General features: G+C 67.5%; 18 protein-coding genes. 8 read left to right on the forward strand and 10 right to left on the reverse strand.

Annotated features, from left to right (window positions below; all coding sequences use genetic code 11):
• Nucleotides 1–15 precede the first annotated feature (15 nt).
• Together cfa and crcB are read right to left on the reverse strand one after the other, a co-directional pair.
• Entirely contained in the window at nt 16–1,140 is a 1,125-nt protein-coding gene (gene cfa, locus ACR9ZH_RS10435) for a cyclopropane fatty acyl phospholipid synthase (RefSeq protein ID WP_481290696.1), read from the reverse strand.
• Between the two features lie 47 nt (nt 1,141–1,187).
• The gene (crcB, locus tag ACR9ZH_RS10440; RefSeq protein ID WP_481290735.1) at nt 1,188–1,577 is read right to left on the reverse strand and encodes a fluoride efflux transporter CrcB; all 390 of its coding nucleotides are present in this window, start codon (nt 1,575–1,577) and stop codon (nt 1,188–1,190) included.
• Nucleotides 1,578–1,690: 113 nt separating this feature from the next.
• Between crcB and ACR9ZH_RS10445 the strand changes: the two genes are divergently transcribed.
• Nucleotides 1,691–2,959 carry a multidrug effflux MFS transporter gene (locus ACR9ZH_RS10445; protein WP_481290697.1) on the forward strand — a complete coding sequence of 423 codons (1,269 nt, stop codon included), beginning with the start codon at nt 1,691–1,693 and terminating at the stop codon, nt 2,957–2,959.
• Nucleotides 2,960–2,983: 24 nt separating this feature from the next.
• On the opposite strand, the gene ACR9ZH_RS10450 is transcribed toward ACR9ZH_RS10445, so the two are convergent.
• Genes ACR9ZH_RS10450 through ACR9ZH_RS10470 form a run of 5 tightly spaced genes read right to left on the reverse strand, consistent with a single transcriptional unit; the run spans nt 2,984 to nt 5,989 of the window.
• On the reverse strand, nt 2,984–3,490 hold the full coding sequence (locus ACR9ZH_RS10450) for a hypothetical protein (RefSeq protein WP_481290698.1): 507 nt from the start codon (nt 3,488–3,490) through the stop codon (nt 2,984–2,986).
• A gap of 6 nt (nt 3,491–3,496) precedes the next feature.
• Nucleotides 3,497–3,784, reverse strand: coding sequence for a cell division topological specificity factor MinE (gene minE, locus ACR9ZH_RS10455; RefSeq protein ID WP_481290699.1), 288 nt, complete (start codon nt 3,782–3,784; stop codon nt 3,497–3,499).
• 2 nt (nt 3,785–3,786) lie between these two features.
• Entirely contained in the window at nt 3,787–4,599 is an 813-nt protein-coding gene (gene minD / locus ACR9ZH_RS10460; protein ID WP_481290700.1) for a septum site-determining protein MinD, read from the reverse strand.
• A gap of 29 nt (nt 4,600–4,628) precedes the next feature.
• Nucleotides 4,629–5,399, reverse strand: a complete 771-nt coding sequence (gene minC, locus ACR9ZH_RS10465) for a septum site-determining protein MinC (RefSeq protein WP_481290701.1) — start codon at nt 5,397–5,399, stop codon at nt 4,629–4,631.
• Nucleotides 5,396–5,989, reverse strand: coding sequence for a GNAT family N-acetyltransferase (locus ACR9ZH_RS10470; protein ID WP_481290702.1), 594 nt, complete (start codon nt 5,987–5,989; stop codon nt 5,396–5,398). The genes minC and ACR9ZH_RS10470 overlap by 4 nt, the downstream gene beginning before the upstream one ends.
• A gap of 190 nt (nt 5,990–6,179) precedes the next feature.
• Here ACR9ZH_RS10470 and ACR9ZH_RS10475 point away from each other — a divergent pair, with 190 nt between their 5' ends.
• The 7 genes from ACR9ZH_RS10475 (at nt 6,180) to ACR9ZH_RS10505 (ending at nt 14,225) form a co-directional block, all read left to right on the forward strand.
• The gene (locus tag ACR9ZH_RS10475) at nt 6,180–7,451 is read left to right on the forward strand and encodes a sensor histidine kinase (protein WP_481290703.1); all 1,272 of its coding nucleotides are present in this window, start codon (nt 6,180–6,182) and stop codon (nt 7,449–7,451) included.
• Nucleotides 7,448–8,089 carry a response regulator gene (locus tag ACR9ZH_RS10480; RefSeq protein WP_045829465.1) on the forward strand — a complete coding sequence of 214 codons (642 nt, stop codon included), beginning with the start codon at nt 7,448–7,450 and terminating at the stop codon, nt 8,087–8,089. The genes ACR9ZH_RS10475 and ACR9ZH_RS10480 overlap by 4 nt, the downstream gene beginning before the upstream one ends.
• A 227-nt stretch (nt 8,090–8,316) precedes the next feature.
• Entirely contained in the window at nt 8,317–9,702 is a 1,386-nt protein-coding gene (locus ACR9ZH_RS10485; protein ID WP_481290704.1) for an SRPBCC family protein, read from the forward strand.
• A 141-nt stretch (nt 9,703–9,843) separates the two neighbouring features.
• Nucleotides 9,844–10,776, forward strand: coding sequence for an ABC transporter ATP-binding protein (locus ACR9ZH_RS10490; protein WP_481290705.1), 933 nt, complete (start codon nt 9,844–9,846; stop codon nt 10,774–10,776).
• Nucleotides 10,773–11,507 (forward strand): ABC transporter permease subunit, encoded by a 735-nt coding sequence (locus ACR9ZH_RS10495; RefSeq protein ID WP_481290706.1) that lies wholly within the window; start codon nt 10,773–10,775, stop codon nt 11,505–11,507. The genes ACR9ZH_RS10490 and ACR9ZH_RS10495 overlap by 4 nt, the downstream gene beginning before the upstream one ends.
• Before the next feature lie 2 nt (nt 11,508–11,509).
• Entirely contained in the window at nt 11,510–13,363 is a 1,854-nt protein-coding gene (locus ACR9ZH_RS10500) for a GldG family protein (protein WP_481290707.1), read from the forward strand.
• 4 nt (nt 13,364–13,367) lie between these two features.
• Nucleotides 13,368–14,225 carry a cytochrome c oxidase assembly protein gene (locus ACR9ZH_RS10505; protein ID WP_481290708.1) on the forward strand — a complete coding sequence of 286 codons (858 nt, stop codon included), beginning with the start codon at nt 13,368–13,370 and terminating at the stop codon, nt 14,223–14,225.
• 39 nt (nt 14,226–14,264) lie between these two features.
• Here ACR9ZH_RS10505 and ppk2 read toward each other — a convergent pair whose 3' ends face one another.
• The 3 genes from ppk2 to hemA form a co-directional block, all read right to left on the reverse strand.
• Nucleotides 14,265–15,035: a polyphosphate kinase 2 gene (ppk2, locus tag ACR9ZH_RS10510; protein ID WP_481290709.1), complete on the reverse strand. Its 771-nt coding sequence runs from the start codon at nt 15,033–15,035 to the stop codon at nt 14,265–14,267.
• Nucleotides 15,036–15,270: 235 nt separating this feature from the next.
• Nucleotides 15,271–16,353 carry a peptide chain release factor 1 gene (gene prfA / locus ACR9ZH_RS10515; protein ID WP_481290710.1) on the reverse strand — a complete coding sequence of 361 codons (1,083 nt, stop codon included), beginning with the start codon at nt 16,351–16,353 and terminating at the stop codon, nt 15,271–15,273.
• A gap of 31 nt (nt 16,354–16,384) precedes the next feature.
• On the reverse strand, nt 16,385–17,656 hold the full coding sequence (hemA, locus tag ACR9ZH_RS10520) for a glutamyl-tRNA reductase (protein ID WP_481290711.1): 1,272 nt from the start codon (nt 17,654–17,656) through the stop codon (nt 16,385–16,387).
• Between the last annotated feature and the right edge of the window lie 69 nt (nt 17,657–17,725).

The following is a 17,725-nucleotide window of genomic DNA, read 5'->3' on the forward strand; positions in this document are numbered from 1 at the left end:
GCCGGGGAGGTTTCGTCAACGCGGCACGCGGTACCCGCCCGGCACGCCTTCCGCGGAAAGCGTGAGCTGCCAGAGCTGGTCGCGCCGGCTGCGGAACACGCCCGCCGAGCAGCCCAGATAGAAGTGCCACATGCGGCGGAAACGTTCGTCGTAGCGTGCCGAGAGGCGCGGCCACGCCGCGTCGAAGTTGTCCCGCCACGCCAGCAGGGTGCGGTCGTAGTCGGCGCCGAAGTTGTGCCAGTCCTCCACCACGAACAGCCCTTCCAGCGCGGTCGCCACCTGGCTCATCGCGGGGATCACGGAGTTGGGGAAGATGTACTTCTCGATCCATGGGTCGGGCCTGCCGGGCGCGCCGTTGCTGCCGATGCTATGCAGCAGGGCGAGTCCGTCCGGCTTCAGGCAGCGCCGCGCCACTTCGAACCAGCTGCGATGGTTCTTGCCGCCGACGTGTTCGAACATGCCCACCGAGAGGATCGCGTCGAAGCGCTCGTCGAGTTCGCGGTAGTCCTGCAGGCGGATCTCGATGGGCAGGGCCTTGCACAACTCCTGCGCGAACGCCGCCTGCTCGCGCGAGATGGTGACGCCCACGCCGCTGACGCCGTAGCGTTCCGCGGCGAACTTCAGCGCCTCGCCCCAGCCGCAGCCGATGTCCAGGATGCGCTGCCCGGGTTGGAGCCGGAGCTTCCGGCAGATGAGGTCCAGCTTTGCTTCCTGCGCGTCGTCGAGGTTGGTCGCCTGGGCCCAGTAACCGCAGGAGTACACCAGCCGCTTGCCCAGCATGGCCTCGAACAGGTCGTTGCCGAGGTCGTAGTGCTGGCGGCCCACCTCCCAGGCATGCTCGCCGCGCTGCATGTTGAGGAACCGGGCCTTGAGGTGCGCGATCAGGGTGTCGAGCGTGCGCAGGGACTCGTCCAGGTGGGACGACAGGACGCGGGTAAAGAAACCGGGCATGTCGTCCACGTCCCACCACCCGTCCATGTAGGCCTCGCCAAGGCCGAGCGAACCGTGGGCAAAGACGCGCGCGTAAGTGCGCTCGTCGTGGATGATCAGGTCGGTGGGGCGGCTGCCGCCGATGGCGATGCCGGCGTGTGCCAGGAGCTCCTGTGCGCGTGCCTTGAGAGAAGAAGAATCGTGGTTCATCGATTGATCCCTTGTGGCCCTCGGTGCCGCCCCGCGCGGCGTGATGACTAGAAGTGCTTCAGTACTCCACGGGTGAGTGCGAGCCCGGCGATGGTCATCGCGATGGACCCGGCCAGGTTCAGCGCCGTGTGCGCCGCGAACCACGCGTACTGCTGCCGCAGCAGCAGGCCCGAAGCTTCCGCCGAGAACGTGGAGAACGTGGTGAGCCCGCCCAGGAAGCCGGTGGCCACGAGCAGGCGGACCTCGACGGGCAGGGTCTGGAAATGGTCGAAGACGCCCAGCGTCACGCCCATGAGCAGGCCACCGGTGAGGTTGGCCGTGAGCGTCCCGAGCGGAAGCGTGGGAAAGACCGGATTCAGGGCGAGGGCGAGCCACCAGCGCAGCCAGCAGCCAAGCATGCCGCCAACGCCGACGGCCAGGAAACCGGTGTAACCCACGTCACCCCCGCTGAAGATCGATGACATGATTATGGGCTTTTGCCGGCCACAGGGCGAGGCCACCGCCGGTCGCATATACTTGCGCGGACTTTCCCCCGCACGGCTCCCGGCCCATGTCTTCCGCGACCCGCGATCCGCGTCGCCACCTGCCCCTGTTGCTGGCGGCCCTGTCGATGATCGGGCCGTTCTCGATCGATGCGATCTTCCCCGGCTTCCCGGACATCGGCCGCGATTTCGCCGTGGGCGAAGTCGCCTTGCAGCAGCTGCTCAGCGTGTACCTTCTGGCTTACGCGGCCATGAGCCTGTTCCATGGCGCGCTCTCCGATGCCTACGGCCGCAAGCCCGTCATCGTGATCGCGATGGCGGTGTACACCGTCGCTTCCGTGGGTGCCGCCATGGCGCCGAGCTTCGCTTTCCTGCTCGGGTGCCGCGTGCTGCAAGGCTTGTCCGGCGGCGCGGGCATCGTCGTGGGGCGGGCGGTCGTGCGCGACACGATGCATGGCGAAGAAGCCCAGCGGATGATGTCGAAGGTGATGATGATCTTCGGCATCGCGCCCGCCATCGCCCCTATCGTGGGCGCGTGGTTGCTGGGCATCGACGGCTGGCGCGGCATCTTCTGGGCCCTATCCGGCTTCACGCTGGCGCTCACCGCCGGTGTCTCCTGGTTCCTCATGGAGTCGCACCCGGCGGAAAAGCGCACGGTGTTCAGGCCGCGCCCGCTCCTCGCGGGCTATCTGCGCATTGGCCGCGACCTGCCGTTCTGGCCGCTGGCGATCTCCAGCTCGATCAATTTCTCGGGCCTGTTCCTGTATGTGGCCTCGGCGCCGCAGGTCATCCGCAACCTCCTGCACCTCGGTGTCGGCGGTTTCCCCTGGCTCTTCGTCCCCGTCGTGACGGGCATGGTTTCCGGCGCCTTCATCTCGGGACGGGTGGCGGGGCGCGTGAGCGCCGCGCGCACCGTGAGCTGGGGCTATGTGGCCATGCTCTCGTCCTGCGCACTGAGCCTGCTTCTGTCGGCGACCATGGATTCGCCGCGCGTGCCGTGGTCGACCCTTCCGCTGGCGCTTTACGGCTGCGGGGTGCAGCTCGCGTTCCCGACCCTGACCCTGCTCCTGCTCGACCGCTTCCCGGAACAGCGCGGAGGCGTGTCTTCGGTCCAGGCCTTCTTCAGCCTCCTCGTCACGGCGCTCGTCGCGGGCGTGCTGTCGCCCGCGCTCTCCGGCAGCATGCTCACGCTGGCACTGGGCGCCACCGCGATGTGCTCCATCGGTCTGGGCGGCTGGATCTGGTACGTGCAGCTGGAACGCCGCCGCCTTGCCTCGGCCAGGGCAGGCGCCGCGTCGGGCGTGATATCGCAGGTCGAGCAGAACGAACCGGGCTGAATCGCCGCGACGACGGCTGCCGGATCAGCCTTCCAACAGGCCCCGCTGGCGCAGGAAGGCCTGCGCCTCGGCGGCATCCTGCTCGAACCAGGCTCGCGTCGAGCCGAGGCGATAGGTGTAACCCCAGCGGTCCATGTCTTCCATGAGCCGCGGCGAGCCGACTCCCGGCAACTGTCCGGCGAGGACGATCTGCAGGTAGCAGGTGGCGTCCTCCTCCTCGATGGAATCGGTGGCGTCGGTGTGCACCAGGGCGCGCTTGTCTTCGGGCAGCACGAGCAGGTGGCAGGCCTCGTGCAGCAGCGAGTGAACCGGAGTGTCGGCGCGGGCGTAGACGGTCGTGCCGATGATGCCGGCTTCGCTGTCGCCCCAGAAACTCCCGGGAATGTCCTCGCCATCGGCCACGGAGACCAGCGTGAGGCCGTGGCGTGCGAGCAGCGCGCGCGGCGCGTCGAAGCCTATCTCGCCGACGCGGAGGACGGCGTCGGCGGGATCGCCGCCGGGCAGTGCGGGCCCGGCACCCGTGGCGCCCATGTCGGCTCAGCCCGCCGAGGCGGCCGGTTTGCCGTTGGCCGGCTTGCCGTCGGGAAGGGCGACGGAGAGTTCCAGCACCTCATGGCCGCTGTCGCGCTCGAGGCTTACATTGACCGCCTCGACGTCGACGTTGACGTATTTGCGGATGACTTCCAGCAGCTCGTTGCGCAGCAGCGGCAGGTAGTCCGGACCGCCGCGCGTCGAGCGCTCCTGGGCGACGATGATGCGCAGACGCTCCTTGGCGACGCCGGCGCTCGGCTCGGGCTTGCGCTTCAGGAAATCGAGGATACCCATGCTCAACCTCCGAAGACGCGCTTGAGGAAGCCCTTCTTGACCGGCTCGAGGAAACGCAGGGGACGCTCTTCGCCGAGGATGCGGGCCACGGTGTCCTTGTAGGCCGCGCCGGCATTCGAGTCGTCGTCGAGGATCACCGGCACGCCCGCGTTCGACGCGGCGAGCACGTTCTCCGATTCCGGGATGACGCCCACGACGGAGATGCCGAGGATTTCCTCGACGTCCTTCACGCTGAGCATCTCGCCCGCCTCGACGCGGTTCGGGTTGTAGCGGGTGAGCAGCAGGTGCTGCTGGACGGCGCCTTCGCCCTTCTCGGCGCGGCGGGTCTTGCTTGCCAGCAGGCCGAGGATGCGGTCGGAGTCGCGTACGGAGGAGACCTCCGGATTGACCACGACGACGGCGTGGTCGGCGAAATACATCGCCAGGTGCGCGCCCTTCTCGATGCCTGCGGGTGAATCGCAGACGACGTAGTCGAAGTTTTCCTTCGCCAGTTCCTCGAGCACCCTTTCGACGCCTTCCTGGGTGAGGGCGTCCTTGTCGCGGGTCTGCGAGGCGGCGAGCACGAATAGGGTCTCGTGCCGCTTGTCCTTGATCAGCGCCTGCTTGAGCGTGGCTTCGCCGTGCACGACGTTGACGAAGTCGTATACCACGCGCCGTTCGCAACCCATGATGAGGTCGAGATTGCGCAGACCGACGTCGAAGTCGATGACGGCGACCTTCTTGCCCTGCATGGCGAGGCCGGTCGCGAGGGAGGCGCTGGTGGTGGTCTTGCCGACTCCGCCTTTGCCGGAGGTGACGACGATGATTTCAGTCAAGTGATGTCTCCGAGTGCTGCATTGAGCGGTTAGAGCCGCGCGATCATGAGTTTTCCATTGTCGAGCCAACACTGCACGGGCTGGCCTTCGAATTCCCTGGGCATGTCTTCGAACACGCGGTAGTGCCCGGCGATCGCGACCAGTTCGGCGCGGAAGTCGGAGCAGAAGATGCGTGCTGATTCGTCGCCCTGCGCGCCGGCCATGGCACGGCCGCGCAGGCTTCCGTAAACGTGGATCGAGCCGTCGGCGATCACTTCGGCGCCGTTGGCGACGCCGGCGGTGACGACGAGGTCGCGGTCGCGCGCGTACACCTGCTGACCCGAGCGCACGGTGCTGCCGGAGTGGTGCAGGGCGGTCACGGTGGCGCCGCTGGTATCCCCTTCGGGCGGTGCGGCATTGCGTACGGGTTCGCGCGGTGCAGCCGTGGATGCCGGCGCTGGCGTCTCGCCGTGCGCCGGTTCGTACTGGGCCCGGAACTTGGCGATGAGCGGCAGGCCCATGCGCTCGGCGAGGGCTTCGGTTTCGCTGGTGCCGTAGGCGATGCCGACCGGCAGCATGCCGGCGCTGCGGATGGCTTCGAGCAGCGCGTCGACCATGCCGTCGTCGGGCAGCTTGGGCAGGTGCGAGAGATCGAGCACCACGGCGGCGCGCGAGAACATCTGCGGCGCCGAGCGCACGCGACGTTCCAGTTCCTCCACGAGCGCGGCGGCGTCGACGCGGCGCACGCGCACGCAGGCGATGCCTACCTGGCCGAAGCGCAGGTCGCAGGAGGCTTCGAGGGCTTCGGCGCGGGCGCTCATGCGCTGGCTCCGATGCCATCGACGGGACGGCGCCGTTCCGCGAGCCATGCCACGTCGGGCAGGCCGCCGTGCTCGAGGTAACGCTCGCGCACGAAGGGGAAGCTCGGCAGCTCACGGGCGAGCAGGCTCACCTTGGGGCCTTCTTCCATGCGCTGCTGGCCCACTTCCTGGAAGCCCATGGTGCCGTGGAAGAGCACGGTCTGGTCGTTGCGGGGCTCAAGGAACACCTCGCAGGTCAAAAGCGGCACACGTACCTCCGCATAGCTCTGTACATCGCAGTAGAAGATCCGGCCCAGGCCATGGCCGCGCGATTGCGACGCGATCACGATGCGGTCGATATACACGAAGCTTTCGTAATGGGCCTGGAACCAGCGGAAGTTCGGGCTGGCGTAATCGGCGTCCTGGCGCATCGCGATGAGGAAACCGAGGATGCGACCGTCCTGTTCGGCCACGCGGAAGTAGTGGGCGATCTCGTACAGGTGGCGCAGGCGGTCAAGGTCCGTGGCGAGGATGCCCGTGCCTGCGGCATTGTTGAGTGCCAGCACGGCATCCAGGTCGTGCTCGCGCACGTCGCGGATGGCAAGGGCCATTCGTTGCTCCGCTTGAGTGTTCGTGGAAAGGCGACCCCAGGCCGCCGCGATGCGCGGCATTATGGCATGCCCTGATCGCATCGGGGGACGATCCGGGCTTGTAAAACCGTTGTAAAGCCGGAGTTTGCCGCGTGCGCGCACGTGACTTCAGTCAGGTGGTACGGGCCGCGCGAAGCCCTATGATGCGAACATGTCCAAGGTCCAGTTCAACCACGTGCGCCTGCTCCGCTACGCGACGTACTTCGTGTTCCTCTGCGCAGGCCTTCCGCTGTCGATGCAGCGGGCCGGCAGCGGCCCGGGCGCGATCGGCGACGTGGTGCTGCTTGCCTGGACCGCCTGCTACCTCGTCTTCGGCCTGGTCCACTGGCTGCTGACCAACCAGCTGGGGGCCCGCCTGAACGGCGCCACGCGCGTTGCCGTGCTGGTTATCCTCACCGGCACCGCGCTGGCCATCGGCGCCCTGAGCAAGAGCGGCGTGGGCGCGCTGCTGCTGATCATCGTCGCTACCGTGGTGCCCTGGCTGGTGAGCCTGCCCCTGGGCATCGCCTGGATGGTGGTCGCCCACGTGGCTCTGGTGCCCGTATTCGCCGAGGTTCCGGGGTGGGGCGTGCTCAGCGCCCTCATGCAGTCCTGCATGTATTTCGGCTTCTCGGCGCTGGTCTTCGTCGCCTCCATGGTGGCGAGCCAGCAGGCGGAGGAACGCGAGGAGCTGCGTCGGCTCAACTCGGAACTGCGCGCCACCCGGGCGCTGCTGGCCGAATCCACCCGCATCGCCGAGCGCATGCGCATAGCGCGCGACCTGCACGACCTCGTCGGCCACCATCTCACGGCGCTCAGCCTGAACCTGGAGGTGGCCAGCCACCTCACCAACGACGTGGCCCGCGAGCACGTGCTGAAGGCCCAGAGCACGGGCAAACAGCTGCTCTCCGACGTGCGCGAGGTGGTCAGCGAGCTGCGCCAGGACGATGCGATCGACCTGACCCAGGCGCTGCGCAGCCTTACCGAGGGCGTGCCGGGACTCGACGTGCGCCTGACCGTGCCGCCGCGCTTCGGCGTGGAAGACCCGCGCCGGGCGCAGATGCTGCTGCGCTGCGTGCAGGAGATCCTGACCAATACGGTGCGCCATGCCAACGCCCGCCACCTCTGGCTTACCTTCCGCCATACCGGCCCGGACGAGCTCTGCCTGGACGCCCGCGACGACGGCCGCGGTGGCGGCAGCGGGGAATTCCGTCCAGGCAACGGCCTCACGGGCATGCGCGAGCGCCTTGCCGAGTTCGGCGGCTCGGTATCGTTCCGCACCGATCCGGCCGGCGGCTTCGCCCTGACCGCCCGCCTGCCGCTGGGCGAAGAGCCGTCCCTGGCCCACGCGCCGCCCCGCCAGGTCTTCGATCCCACCCTTGGCGACGAGCCCGGCGGCGCGCGGCATGCCAAACTCTCCGTTCCTTCCGAGGATCTTCCATGATCTCCGTCTGTCTCGTTGACGATCAGAACCTGGTTCGCCAGGGCATCCGCTCCCTGCTGGACCTGGCCGGCGACATCCGTGTCGTGGCCGAGTGCGCCGACGGCGCGCAGGCGGTCCAGACCATTCCCCAGGTCCGCCCGGACGTGGTGCTGCTCGATCTGCGCATGCCGAACATGAGCGGCCTGGAAGTCCTCCAGGCCCTTGGCGGCCGCAACGAGCTGCCGCCGACGATCATCCTCACCACCTTCGACGACGACCAGCTGGTGCTGTCCGGCCTGAAGGCGGGCGCGCGCGGCTACCTGCTGAAGGACGTCTCGCTGGACCAGCTCGTCGAGGCCGTCCGCACCGTGGCCGCCGGCGGCTCGCTGGTGGCGCCCATGGTCACCCAGCGCCTCCTGGCCGGGGTGGGGCGGATCCAGAACCAGTTCTCCAGCCTGGAACAGCCGGACCCGCTCACCGAGCGTGAGACGGAGATCCTGCGCCTGCTGTCCGGCGGCTACAGCAACAAGGAGATCGCCAATTCCCTGCGCGTGGCCGAGGGAACGGTGAAGAACCACGTATCCAACATCCTCTCCAAGCTGGGCGTGCGCGACCGCACCCGGGCCGTATTGAAGGCCCTGGAACTGGGCATCGTCTGACCCTTCGCTGACCGAACGGCGCGTCCGGGCCACTCTGGCCGAAAATCCGCTTGTGCGCCATTGCGAAAAAGTGCAGGCGACCCAATGGCGCTCGCCGCCGCGAGCAAGTACCATCGGCTCTTTCGGCGCGGGCGAACCCCTGCCACGGGCCGATTCTTCAGGGGTGAGCGCACGGCGTCCATGGCCGCGCGTGGAGCCTGTTCGTAAGACGTTCGGAGATCCGTGGAATGACGCGTCTGTTAGAATTTATTGTCGCCCTCGTCATCGTCGCCGTACTCGGTGTCGTGGTCGGCGTGGCCATGCCCTCGACGGGACACGTCGAGCGCGAAATGCTCATCAGCAAGGATTTGCGCCAGGTATACGACGTTTTCAGCAACTTCCGCCGCTTCCCGGACTACACGGTCCTGCGGTCGTTCGATCCGAAGGTGCAGTTCGAACTGTCCGGCAAGGCCTACGGCCCGGGCGCGAAGATCGCCTGGAAGGCCGGCGACCCGAAGGTGGGCGACGGCGCGCTGGAAATCGCCTCGATCGATCCGAACTTCGCCCAGATCTCCGATGCCGGCAAGGGCACGATCGTCTGGAACCTGGACAACGCCTGGCGTGGCGAGGACAAGAAGTTCACCATCAGGCTCGAGCGGGCTGGCCGCAGCCAGAAGCTCGTGAAGGTGAACTGGTCGTATGACGTCTCGTACGGCTTCAACCTCATCAGCCGCTTCTCGAACCTCTACATCCACGGCGATCCGGACGCGCTGATCCAGTTCAGCCTGTCCAACCTGCAGAACCTGATGGCGTCGATTCCCAACATCGACTACAGCCACATGGTTCCGTCGATCGTCGAGACGCCGGCCAAGCCGGTGCTGTTCGTGTCGACCACCGCTCCGCGCACCCTCGACGATGTCGACACCGCGTCGGACAAGGCGATGGCCGAGATCCAGGCGGCGGCGAAGAAGCTGGGCGTGAACATCGTCAGCCCGCGCATCACCTTCACCACGAGCTGGGGCGACCAGAACTACACCTTCGACGTGGCTGCCGAGATCGACAGCACCACGCTGAAGATCAACGGCCAGGACGTCGAGATCACCGCCGCCCAGCGCCCGACGCTCGACGCCGCCGCGCCGGCCGAGGCTTCGACCGCCGCCGCTCCCGCCGATGCCGCCGCGGCCGCCACGCCGGGCAGCAAGGACAAGCTCGGCCGCGTGATCGTCGACGGCAACGTCAAGGCCGTGCTCGCCTTCGGCGGCAAGGCGCTCAAGGCCGACTGGAACGGCACCGGCGCCGGCCTGCCGCAGACCCGCCAGATGCTCCAGGCGTACTCGCAGACCCACGGCTACAAGTTCGACGACGTGACCTTCCGCCCGTACGACATCCAAGTGAAGGCCCCGGTGAACAACAAGGGCACCATCGAGGGTTACGACGAGCAGAAGTTCGAGATCTACCTGCCGCTGCAGGGCGACAACATCCCGGACCAGACTCCGGAACAGGAAGCCGGCATGAAGCAGCCGGGCCTGGAAGAATCCGCCCCGGCGGGTTCGTCGACCGCCCCGGCTCCGGCGGGCACGGCCCCGGCTCCCGCCGGTACGGCCCCGGCCCCGGCTGGCACCGCGGCGCAGTAATTCGCGCGGCTGTTGCTTCAGGAAGGGCCTCGCCGGAAACGGCGGGGCCTTTTCTTTTGGGGAAAGAGCGGAGGTGGGAGACGGGAAACGGGGGCGCTCAGCCCACTTCCCATCCCCCATCTCCCGCTACACTTCAACGAGATGATCGAAACCGACCGCCTTACCCGTTGCTACGGACCGCTGACCGCGGTCGATGCGCTGAGCCTGCGTGCCGAGCCTGGCCAGGTGCTTGGACTGCTGGGCCCGAACGGCGCCGGCAAGTCGACGGCCATGCGCATGATCGCCGGCTTCCTCACGCCTACCTCCGGCACCGCGCGCGTGTGCGGGCACGACGTGCGCAAGGAACCGCTCGCGGCGAAGCGCGCGCTGGGCTACCTGCCCGAAGGCGCGCCGAGCTATGGCGAGATGACGATCCGCGAGTTCCTCGTCTTCATGATCCGCGTGCGCGGCCTCGAGCGCGACGTGGCCTTCCGCCGCTTCGACGAGGTGGTGATGCGGCTGGAGCTGGAAGAGGTGCTGGAGCAGACCATCGGCACGTTGTCGAAAGGCCTGCGCCGCCGCGTCGGTCTGGCCCAGGCGATCCTGCACGATCCGCCGGTGTTGATGCTGGACGAGCCCACCGACGGTCTCGATCCCAACCAGAAGCATTCGGTGCGCATGCTGATCGACGCGATGGCGCGCGAGCGCACGATCCTCATATCGACGCACCTCCTCGAAGAGGTGCACGCGCTGTGCAACCGCGTGGCGATCATCGCCAACGGCAGGCTGCTGGCGGATGCGACGCCGGCGGAACTGGAGGCACGCTCGCGCTACCACGGCGCGGTGTCGTTCAGCGCGGCCGGCAGCGGCGTATCGCGCGAGATGCTGGCGCGTATCCCCAACGTGGCGATGGTGGAAGTCGATCCGCTGGATGGCCGGGTCACGGTGTTCCCGCGCGCGGGACAGCCGATCCTCGACGACGTGCAGGCGCTGCTGCGCACGCAGAACCTCGAGGTATCGGAAATCCAGCTCGAGCGCGGCCGTCTCGACGAGGTCTTCCGCCAGATCACCACCCAGCGCGGAGCCCAGGCATGAAGGCGGTACTGGCGATCGCGCGGCGCGAACTGCGGGGCTACTTCGTCACGCCCGTGGCTTACGTGTTCATGGTGATCTTCCTGGTGCTGTCGGGGCTGCTCACCTTCTACACCGGCGATTTCTACGACCGCGGCCTGGCCGACCTGCAGCCGTTCTTCGACATGCATCCCTGGCTGTACCTTGTGCTGGTACCTGCGGTGACGATGTCCACCTGGGCCGAGGAGCGCGCTTCCGGCACGCTGGAACTGCTGTTCTCGCTGCCGGTCACGATCTCGCAGGCGGTCCTCGGCAAGTTCCTCGCCGCCTGGGCCTTCATCGGCATCTGCCTGGCGCTGACCTTCCCGATCTGGATCACCGTGAACTACCTGGGCGATCCGGACAATGGCGTGGTGCTCGCGGGCTACGTGGGCAGCTGGTTGATGGCCGGCGCCTTCCTCGCCATCGGCACCTGCATGTCCACCAGCACGCGCAGCCAGATCATCGCGTTCATCCTCACCGCAGCCGTCTGCTTCGTGCTGCTGCTGATCGGCCAGCCGCAGGTGCTCGATTTCTTCCAGGACTCGGTGCCGCCCAAGCTGATCGGGGCCATGGGCCAGCTGAGCATTACCCGGCACGCGAACGCGATCGCCCGCGGTGTCCTCGATCTTCGCGACCTGATGTACTTCTTTGCCACGATCGTCGCCTGGCTGGCCGCGAGCGTCGTCGTGCTCGACTTGAAACGGACGCGCTGACGATGCGCAGCCTGCACCTTTCGCGTTCCTTCCTCCTGCGCCTGAGCCTGTTCGGCATCGCCGTGCTGTTCCTCGTGGCTATCGCGATCAGCTCGATGTCGCTGCGCACCGCGCGGGTGGATCTCACCGCGGACCGTATCTACACCTTGACGCCGGGGACGCAGAAGATCGTCGACAGCCTGCGCAAGCCGCTGACCCTGACCCTGTATTTCTCCGAGCACGCCACCCGCGATCTGCCGCAGCTGCGCAGCTACGAGCAACGCGTGCACGAGATGCTGCGCGAGATCGCGGTGCGCGCGCATGGGCGGATCCGCTTCAAGGTGGTGGACCCGGTGCCGTATTCGGACGACGAGGACGCGGCGGAAAGCTATGGCCTGTCGCCAGCCAGCGGTGGCAGCAACGGCGAGCGGGTGTTTTTCGGCCTGGTGGGCATGGGCGGCTCGGGTGAGGCGCCCCCGCAGGCCATTCCGTTTTTCGATCCCGCGCGCGAAGCCTTCGTCGAATACGACATCGCGAAGCTGCTTTACGAACTCGGCATGCCGAACAAGCCGCGTCTGGGCGTGATCAGCACATTGCCGGTGGAAGGCAACCCGGTCATCGGCGAACCTGCCTGGGCCGTGCTGCGCCAGCTCGACCAGCTGGCCGATGTGACGAACATCGACGCCGACGGCCTGACCCACATCGACGATGCAGTCAAGGTCCTCCTGCTGATCCACCCGAAGCGGCTGTCCGACGACGCGCTCTACGCGATCGACCAGTACGTGCTGCGTGGCGGCCACCTGGTGGTCTACGTCGATCCCGATGCGGAGATGGACAATGCGCCCCTGGTGGATTCGCGCGGCGTCGTGGACGACCACGACTCCGACCTGCGCCGGCTGTTCGAAACCTGGGGCGTCGACTACGACCCGACCAAGGTGGTGCTGGATCGCTCGGCTGCGCTGAGCATCGAGTTGAACGGGAACAGCCTGGCCCATCCGGCAATGCTGGGCCTGGGCTCGCAGGACCTCAACCACGACGACGTGGTGACGGCCAGCCTGCAGCGGGTGAACTTTTCCACCGCCGGCTTCTTCGAACTGTCGCCGGAAACGAAGGCGCGCCTGATCCCGCTGGTGCAGACCTCGGACGAGGCGGCGGTCGTATCCACCCAGCGCGTGCGCGATGCCGCTTCGGATCCTTCGAGCCTGCTCGACAACTACGAACCCACGCACGAGCGTTACGTGCTTGCCGCGCGTTTGCGCGACACCTTCCGCACGGCTTTCCCGGAGCGGCACGACAAGGGGCATCTGGCGCAGGCCGCGGCGCCGGGCGAGGTGGTGCTGGTGGCGGACACCGACCTGTTGTCGGACCGCCTGTGGATCGACGTGCAGCCGCTGCTCGGCCAGCAACAGCTCACGCCGTTCGCGAACAACGGCGACTTCGTGGCCAACATCGTCGACAACCTGGGCGGTTCGACGGCTCTGCTGTCGATCCGCGGTCGGGTGAACTCGCAGCGGCCCTTCACGAAAGTGCGCGCATTGCAGGCCGCCGCGGACCGCAAGTTCCTGGTGAAGAAGCGCGAGCTGGAGACCGAGCTTTACGACACGCAGCGTCGCCTCGCGGAGCTGCAGCCGGCGAAGAATTCGGCGGCCACCGCGACGGCTACCGTGGAACAGCGCCGCGAGGTGGAACAGTACCTGCAGCGCAAGCTCGCCATCGGCAAGGAACTGCGCGACGTGCAGCACCAGCTCAACGCGGAGATCGACGCGCTTGGCCTGCGCCTTAAGTTCATCAACATCGTGCTCGTGCCGGGCATCGTGGCACTGATCGGCCTGATCTACGGCTGGCGGCGTACGCGCCGCAGCCGGCGCGTGGTCTGAGGCCGTGCTCGACGGCGTGCTCAAGTGGATCGTGCCCTGGGAGTTTTCCTGGGTGTTCCTGCTGGTCTTCGTCGGCACCGCGTGGCTCTACGCGCGCGGCACGCGGCGCGTGCGCGTACCGGCGGCACGGCAGGCCGCGTTCTGGACGGGCATGGCGCTGGTCTACGTGTCCCTGCACACGTATTTCGATTACTTCGCCGAGCACGAATTCTTCATGCACCGGATCCAGCAGGTGCTGCTGCACCATCTTGCGCCGCTGCTGCTGATCGCCGCCTATCCCGGCACGGTGCTGCGCGCGGGGATGCCCCTGGCCTGGCGCGGGCGCCTGCGCAAGGCAGGGCGATCCCTCGCGTGGCGTGCGTTCGCGGCCGTGGCGTTCAACCCCGCCTTCGTCACGTTGTTCTTCGTGGCCCTGATCCTGGTCTGGCTGATACCGGACATGCAGACACTGGCCATGCTGGACTGGCGCATCTATCGCGCGATGAACTGGTCGATGGTGCTGTCCGGCCTGGCCTACTGGTGGCTCGTGCTCGACCACCGGCCGAAACCGCCGGGGCGCATGTCGCCCGGCTGGCGCGTGCTGTCCCCGGCGATCACGATGACGCCGCAGATCGTCGCGGGCGCGATCGTCACGTTCTCGAAGACCGACCTGTATCCGATCTTCGAAATCTGCGGGCGGGCCTTCACCATGAACGTGCTGACGGGCCAGCTGATCGGCGGCGTCATCATGTGGGTGCCTGCCGCGATGATCGAATCCATCGGCGGCCTGCTGGCGCTACGCCAGTGGCTGCGCCTGTCGCGCAACGGACGGCTGCCGCGCAGGGCGGTACGGTCGCGCCGGCCTGGTACGGTGCATCCGTAGGCGCGTGAAAGAGCGCCCCCACCTCCCATCTCCCACCTCTCAATACACCTTGGGCACGCGTTCCGCCTTCGCAGTCACCTTGTCCTTCTTCGGTTTGCCCTTGAGGGGAGGGAGCTCGAACTCCTGGTCGGGGATCAGCTTGTCCGGGATCTGGTCCAGCAGGTGACGGATCAGGTTGAGGCGGCCGGTCCTCTGGTCGTCGAAATCCGCCACGAACCAGGGCGCGTCGGCCGTATGGGTGTGCTGGATCATGGCATCGCGCAGGTCGCCCATCTCGGCGTATTTGTCCCGCGCCTTCAGGTCCACGGGCGAGAGCTTCCAACGCTTGAGCGGGTCGGCCGCGCGTTCGGCGAAGCGTTCCTCCTGCTCGGCCTGGTCGACGGAGAGCCAGTACTTGAGGAGGATGATGCCGTCGTCGACCAGCATCTTCTCGAAGACCGGGCAGGCCTTCATGAAGGAGTCGTACTGGTCGTCGGTGCAGAAGCCCATGGCCGGCTCGACCACCGCGCGGTTGTACCAGCTGCGGTCGAACAGGACGAGTTCGCCGGCGGAGGGGAGGTGCGCCACATAGCGCTGGAAGTACCACTGGCTTTCTTCCACGGCCGAGGGCTTGCCCAGCGCCACGACGCGGGCGGCACGGGTGTCGAGCTTGTCGGTGATCGCCTTGATCGTACCGCCCTTGCCGGCCGCGTCGCGGCCTTCGAAGATCACCAGCATGCGCTTGCCGGTATGGCGCAGCCAGCGGGTAAGGCCGACCAGTTCGATCTGCAGCTCTTCCAGCGCCTTTTCGTATTCTTTCTTCTTGCCCATGCCGTTTCCTCCAGTCAGGCCACAGTGTCCCCCATCACGTGTAGGGCTGCTTGTGTAGGCGCGCACGTCGGTGCCACGGACTTCTGTAGGAGCGCGCCTCGGTGCCACAGACTTCTGTAGGAGCGCGCCTTGCGCGCGACAGACTTTCGCGCCAGTCCGCAAGTTAGCGCGCCAGCTCCAGGTCACTGCCAAAACATGTCGCGCGCCAGCGCGCTCCTACAAGGGCGCGCAGGCTTCAGCCTCCCGCGGTCAGGGTCTGCAGCTCGTCGGCCTGGTGTTCGCGGGTGAGGGTGTCGATCAGTTCGTCCAGGTCGCCCTGCATCACCTCGGTGAGCCGGTAGAGGGTGAGGTTGATGCGGTGGTCGGTGATCCGGCCCTGGGGGAAGTTGTAGGTGCGGATGCGCTGGCTGCGGTCGCCGGAGCCCACCTGGAGCCGCCGCGATTCTGCCTGCGCGGCGCTCTGCTTGCTGCGCTCGGCGTCCAGCAGGCGCGCCTTCAGCAGGCTCATCGCGCGGGCGCGGTTCTTGTGCTGGCTGCGCTCGTCCTGGCATTCCACCACCGTGCCGGTCGGCAGGTGAGTGATGCGGATGGCCGAGTCGGTCTTGTTGACGTGCTGGCCGCCGGCGCCCGAGGCGCGGAAGGTATCGACCTTGAGGTCGGCGTCGCGCAGCTCGATGTCGCCCACCTCGTCCTGCTCGGGCAGGATCGCCACGGTGGCGGCCGAGGTATGGATGCGCCCCTGCGATTCGGTTTCGGGCACGCGCTGCACGCGGTGGGTGCCGGATTCGAACTTCAGCTTCGAATACGCCCCGCGGCCTTCGATGCGCGCCACGATTTCCTTGTAGCCGCCGTGTTCGCCCTCGTTGGTGTTGAGGATCTCCAGGTGCCAGCGCTGGCGCTCCGCGTAGCGCGCGTACATGCGGAAAAGATCGCCGGCGAAGATCGCGGCCTCGTCGCCGCCCGTGCCGGCGCGCACCTCGAGGAACAGGTTGCCCTCGTCGCGCGGGTCCTTCGGCAGGAGCAGGATCTGCAGTTCGCCGTCCAGCTGCGCCAGGTGGGACTCGATCCGCGCGATGTCGTCCGTGGCCATGTCGCGCATTTCGGGATCGTCGAGCATGGCCCGGGTATCGGCCAGCTCGCGTTCGGCTTCGTCGTGCTCCCTCAGCGAGGCCGCGACGGGCTCCAGCTGCGCGTATTCGCGCGAAAGGTCGCGGAAGCGCTGGCTATCGGCGAGCACGTCCGGCTGCGCCAGCAGCAGGCCGATTTCCTCATGGCGTTCGGCGAGGGCTTCGAGTTTGCGGCGGATCGAGGGGGTCATTCGGGGCACGATATCCGGCTGTAGCCGTACATCATGCGGAAACGTCCTCGTCCGGGTCCAGCCCGTACAAGCGGCCGGCCGCGTGGAGCAGGTCGAGGTCGCCCGCCATGGCGGCGTCGCGCAGGCGTGCGCTGGGGGCGTGCAGCAGCTTGTTGGTCAGGGTGTTGGCGAGGAAGGCGAGGGCTTCCTCCGCCGGCCGGCCCTTGGCCAGCATGGCCTGGGCCTTGGCCAGCACCTCGTCGCGCTGCGCTTCGGCGGCGATGCGCAGGTCTACGGCCGGATTGCGCAGGTTGAGGGCGCGGCGCCAGGCCATGTAGCGCTCGACCTGGAGGTCGATGATGGCATCCGCCTCGCGCGCCGCCAGTTCGCGGGAGCGCCGGTTCTCGTCGATGACCTGCTTCAGGTCGTCGATGCCATACAGATACACATCGGCTAGCGTGGCGACCTCGGGCTCGATGTCGCGCGGTACCGCGATGTCGACCATGAACATGGGCCGGCGGCGCCGCGCGGCGATCGCATCGGCGACCATCGCCCGCGTCACCACCGGCAGGCGGGCCGCCGTGGAGGTGATGACGATGTCCGCCTCGGCGAGGTGGCGGGGAAGGTCGGCCAGCGAAATGGCGTAGCCGGCGTAACGCCCGGCCAGCTCCTGCGCGTTTTCCAGGGTGCGGTTCGCGACGATGAGCCGCCGAACGTTCTTGTCGGCGAGGTGGCGGGCCGCGAGTTCGATCGTCTCGCCGGCGCCTATCAGCAGCACGCAGGCCTGGCGCAGGTCGGTGAACACCTGTTCGGCCAGCCGGACGGCCGTGTACGCGACCGAGACGGTGTGCGCGCCTATGCGGGTATCCGTGCGCACCCGTTTCGCGACGGCGAAGGTGTGCTGCAGCAGGCGTTCCATCGGCGCGCGCAGGCTCTGTGCCGAACGGGCCTGCTGGTACGCCTCCTTCACCTGGCCGAGGATCTGCGGCTCGCCCAGCACCATGGAATCGAGGCCGGTGGCGACGCGGAACATGTGGCGCACCGCGTCCTGTTCGTCGTGCCGGTAGAGGAACTCGTCCAGGCGTTGCGGGGTCAACCGGTGCTGTCGCGACAGCCACTGGCCCGGCACCGTCTCGAAACCTTCCGCCACGCTGCAGTACAACTCGGTGCGGTTGCAGGTGGAGAGGATCATCGCCTCCTCGATCCCGGGTTGCCGGGTGAGGTCGCCCAGCGCCTCGGGTGCCACCGCGGCGTCGAATGCCACCTGTTCGCGCAGGCTGACAGGCGCGGTGAGGTGATTGAGCCCGAGGGCGATGAGTGGCATGACGGGCTTGGTTCGGCTTGAGTGGCGTCGGCTAAGCTAAGGGCGCATTGTGCCCTTACCAAGGCGCCG

The organism is Luteibacter sp. SVR4-7G (assembly GCF_056755555.1).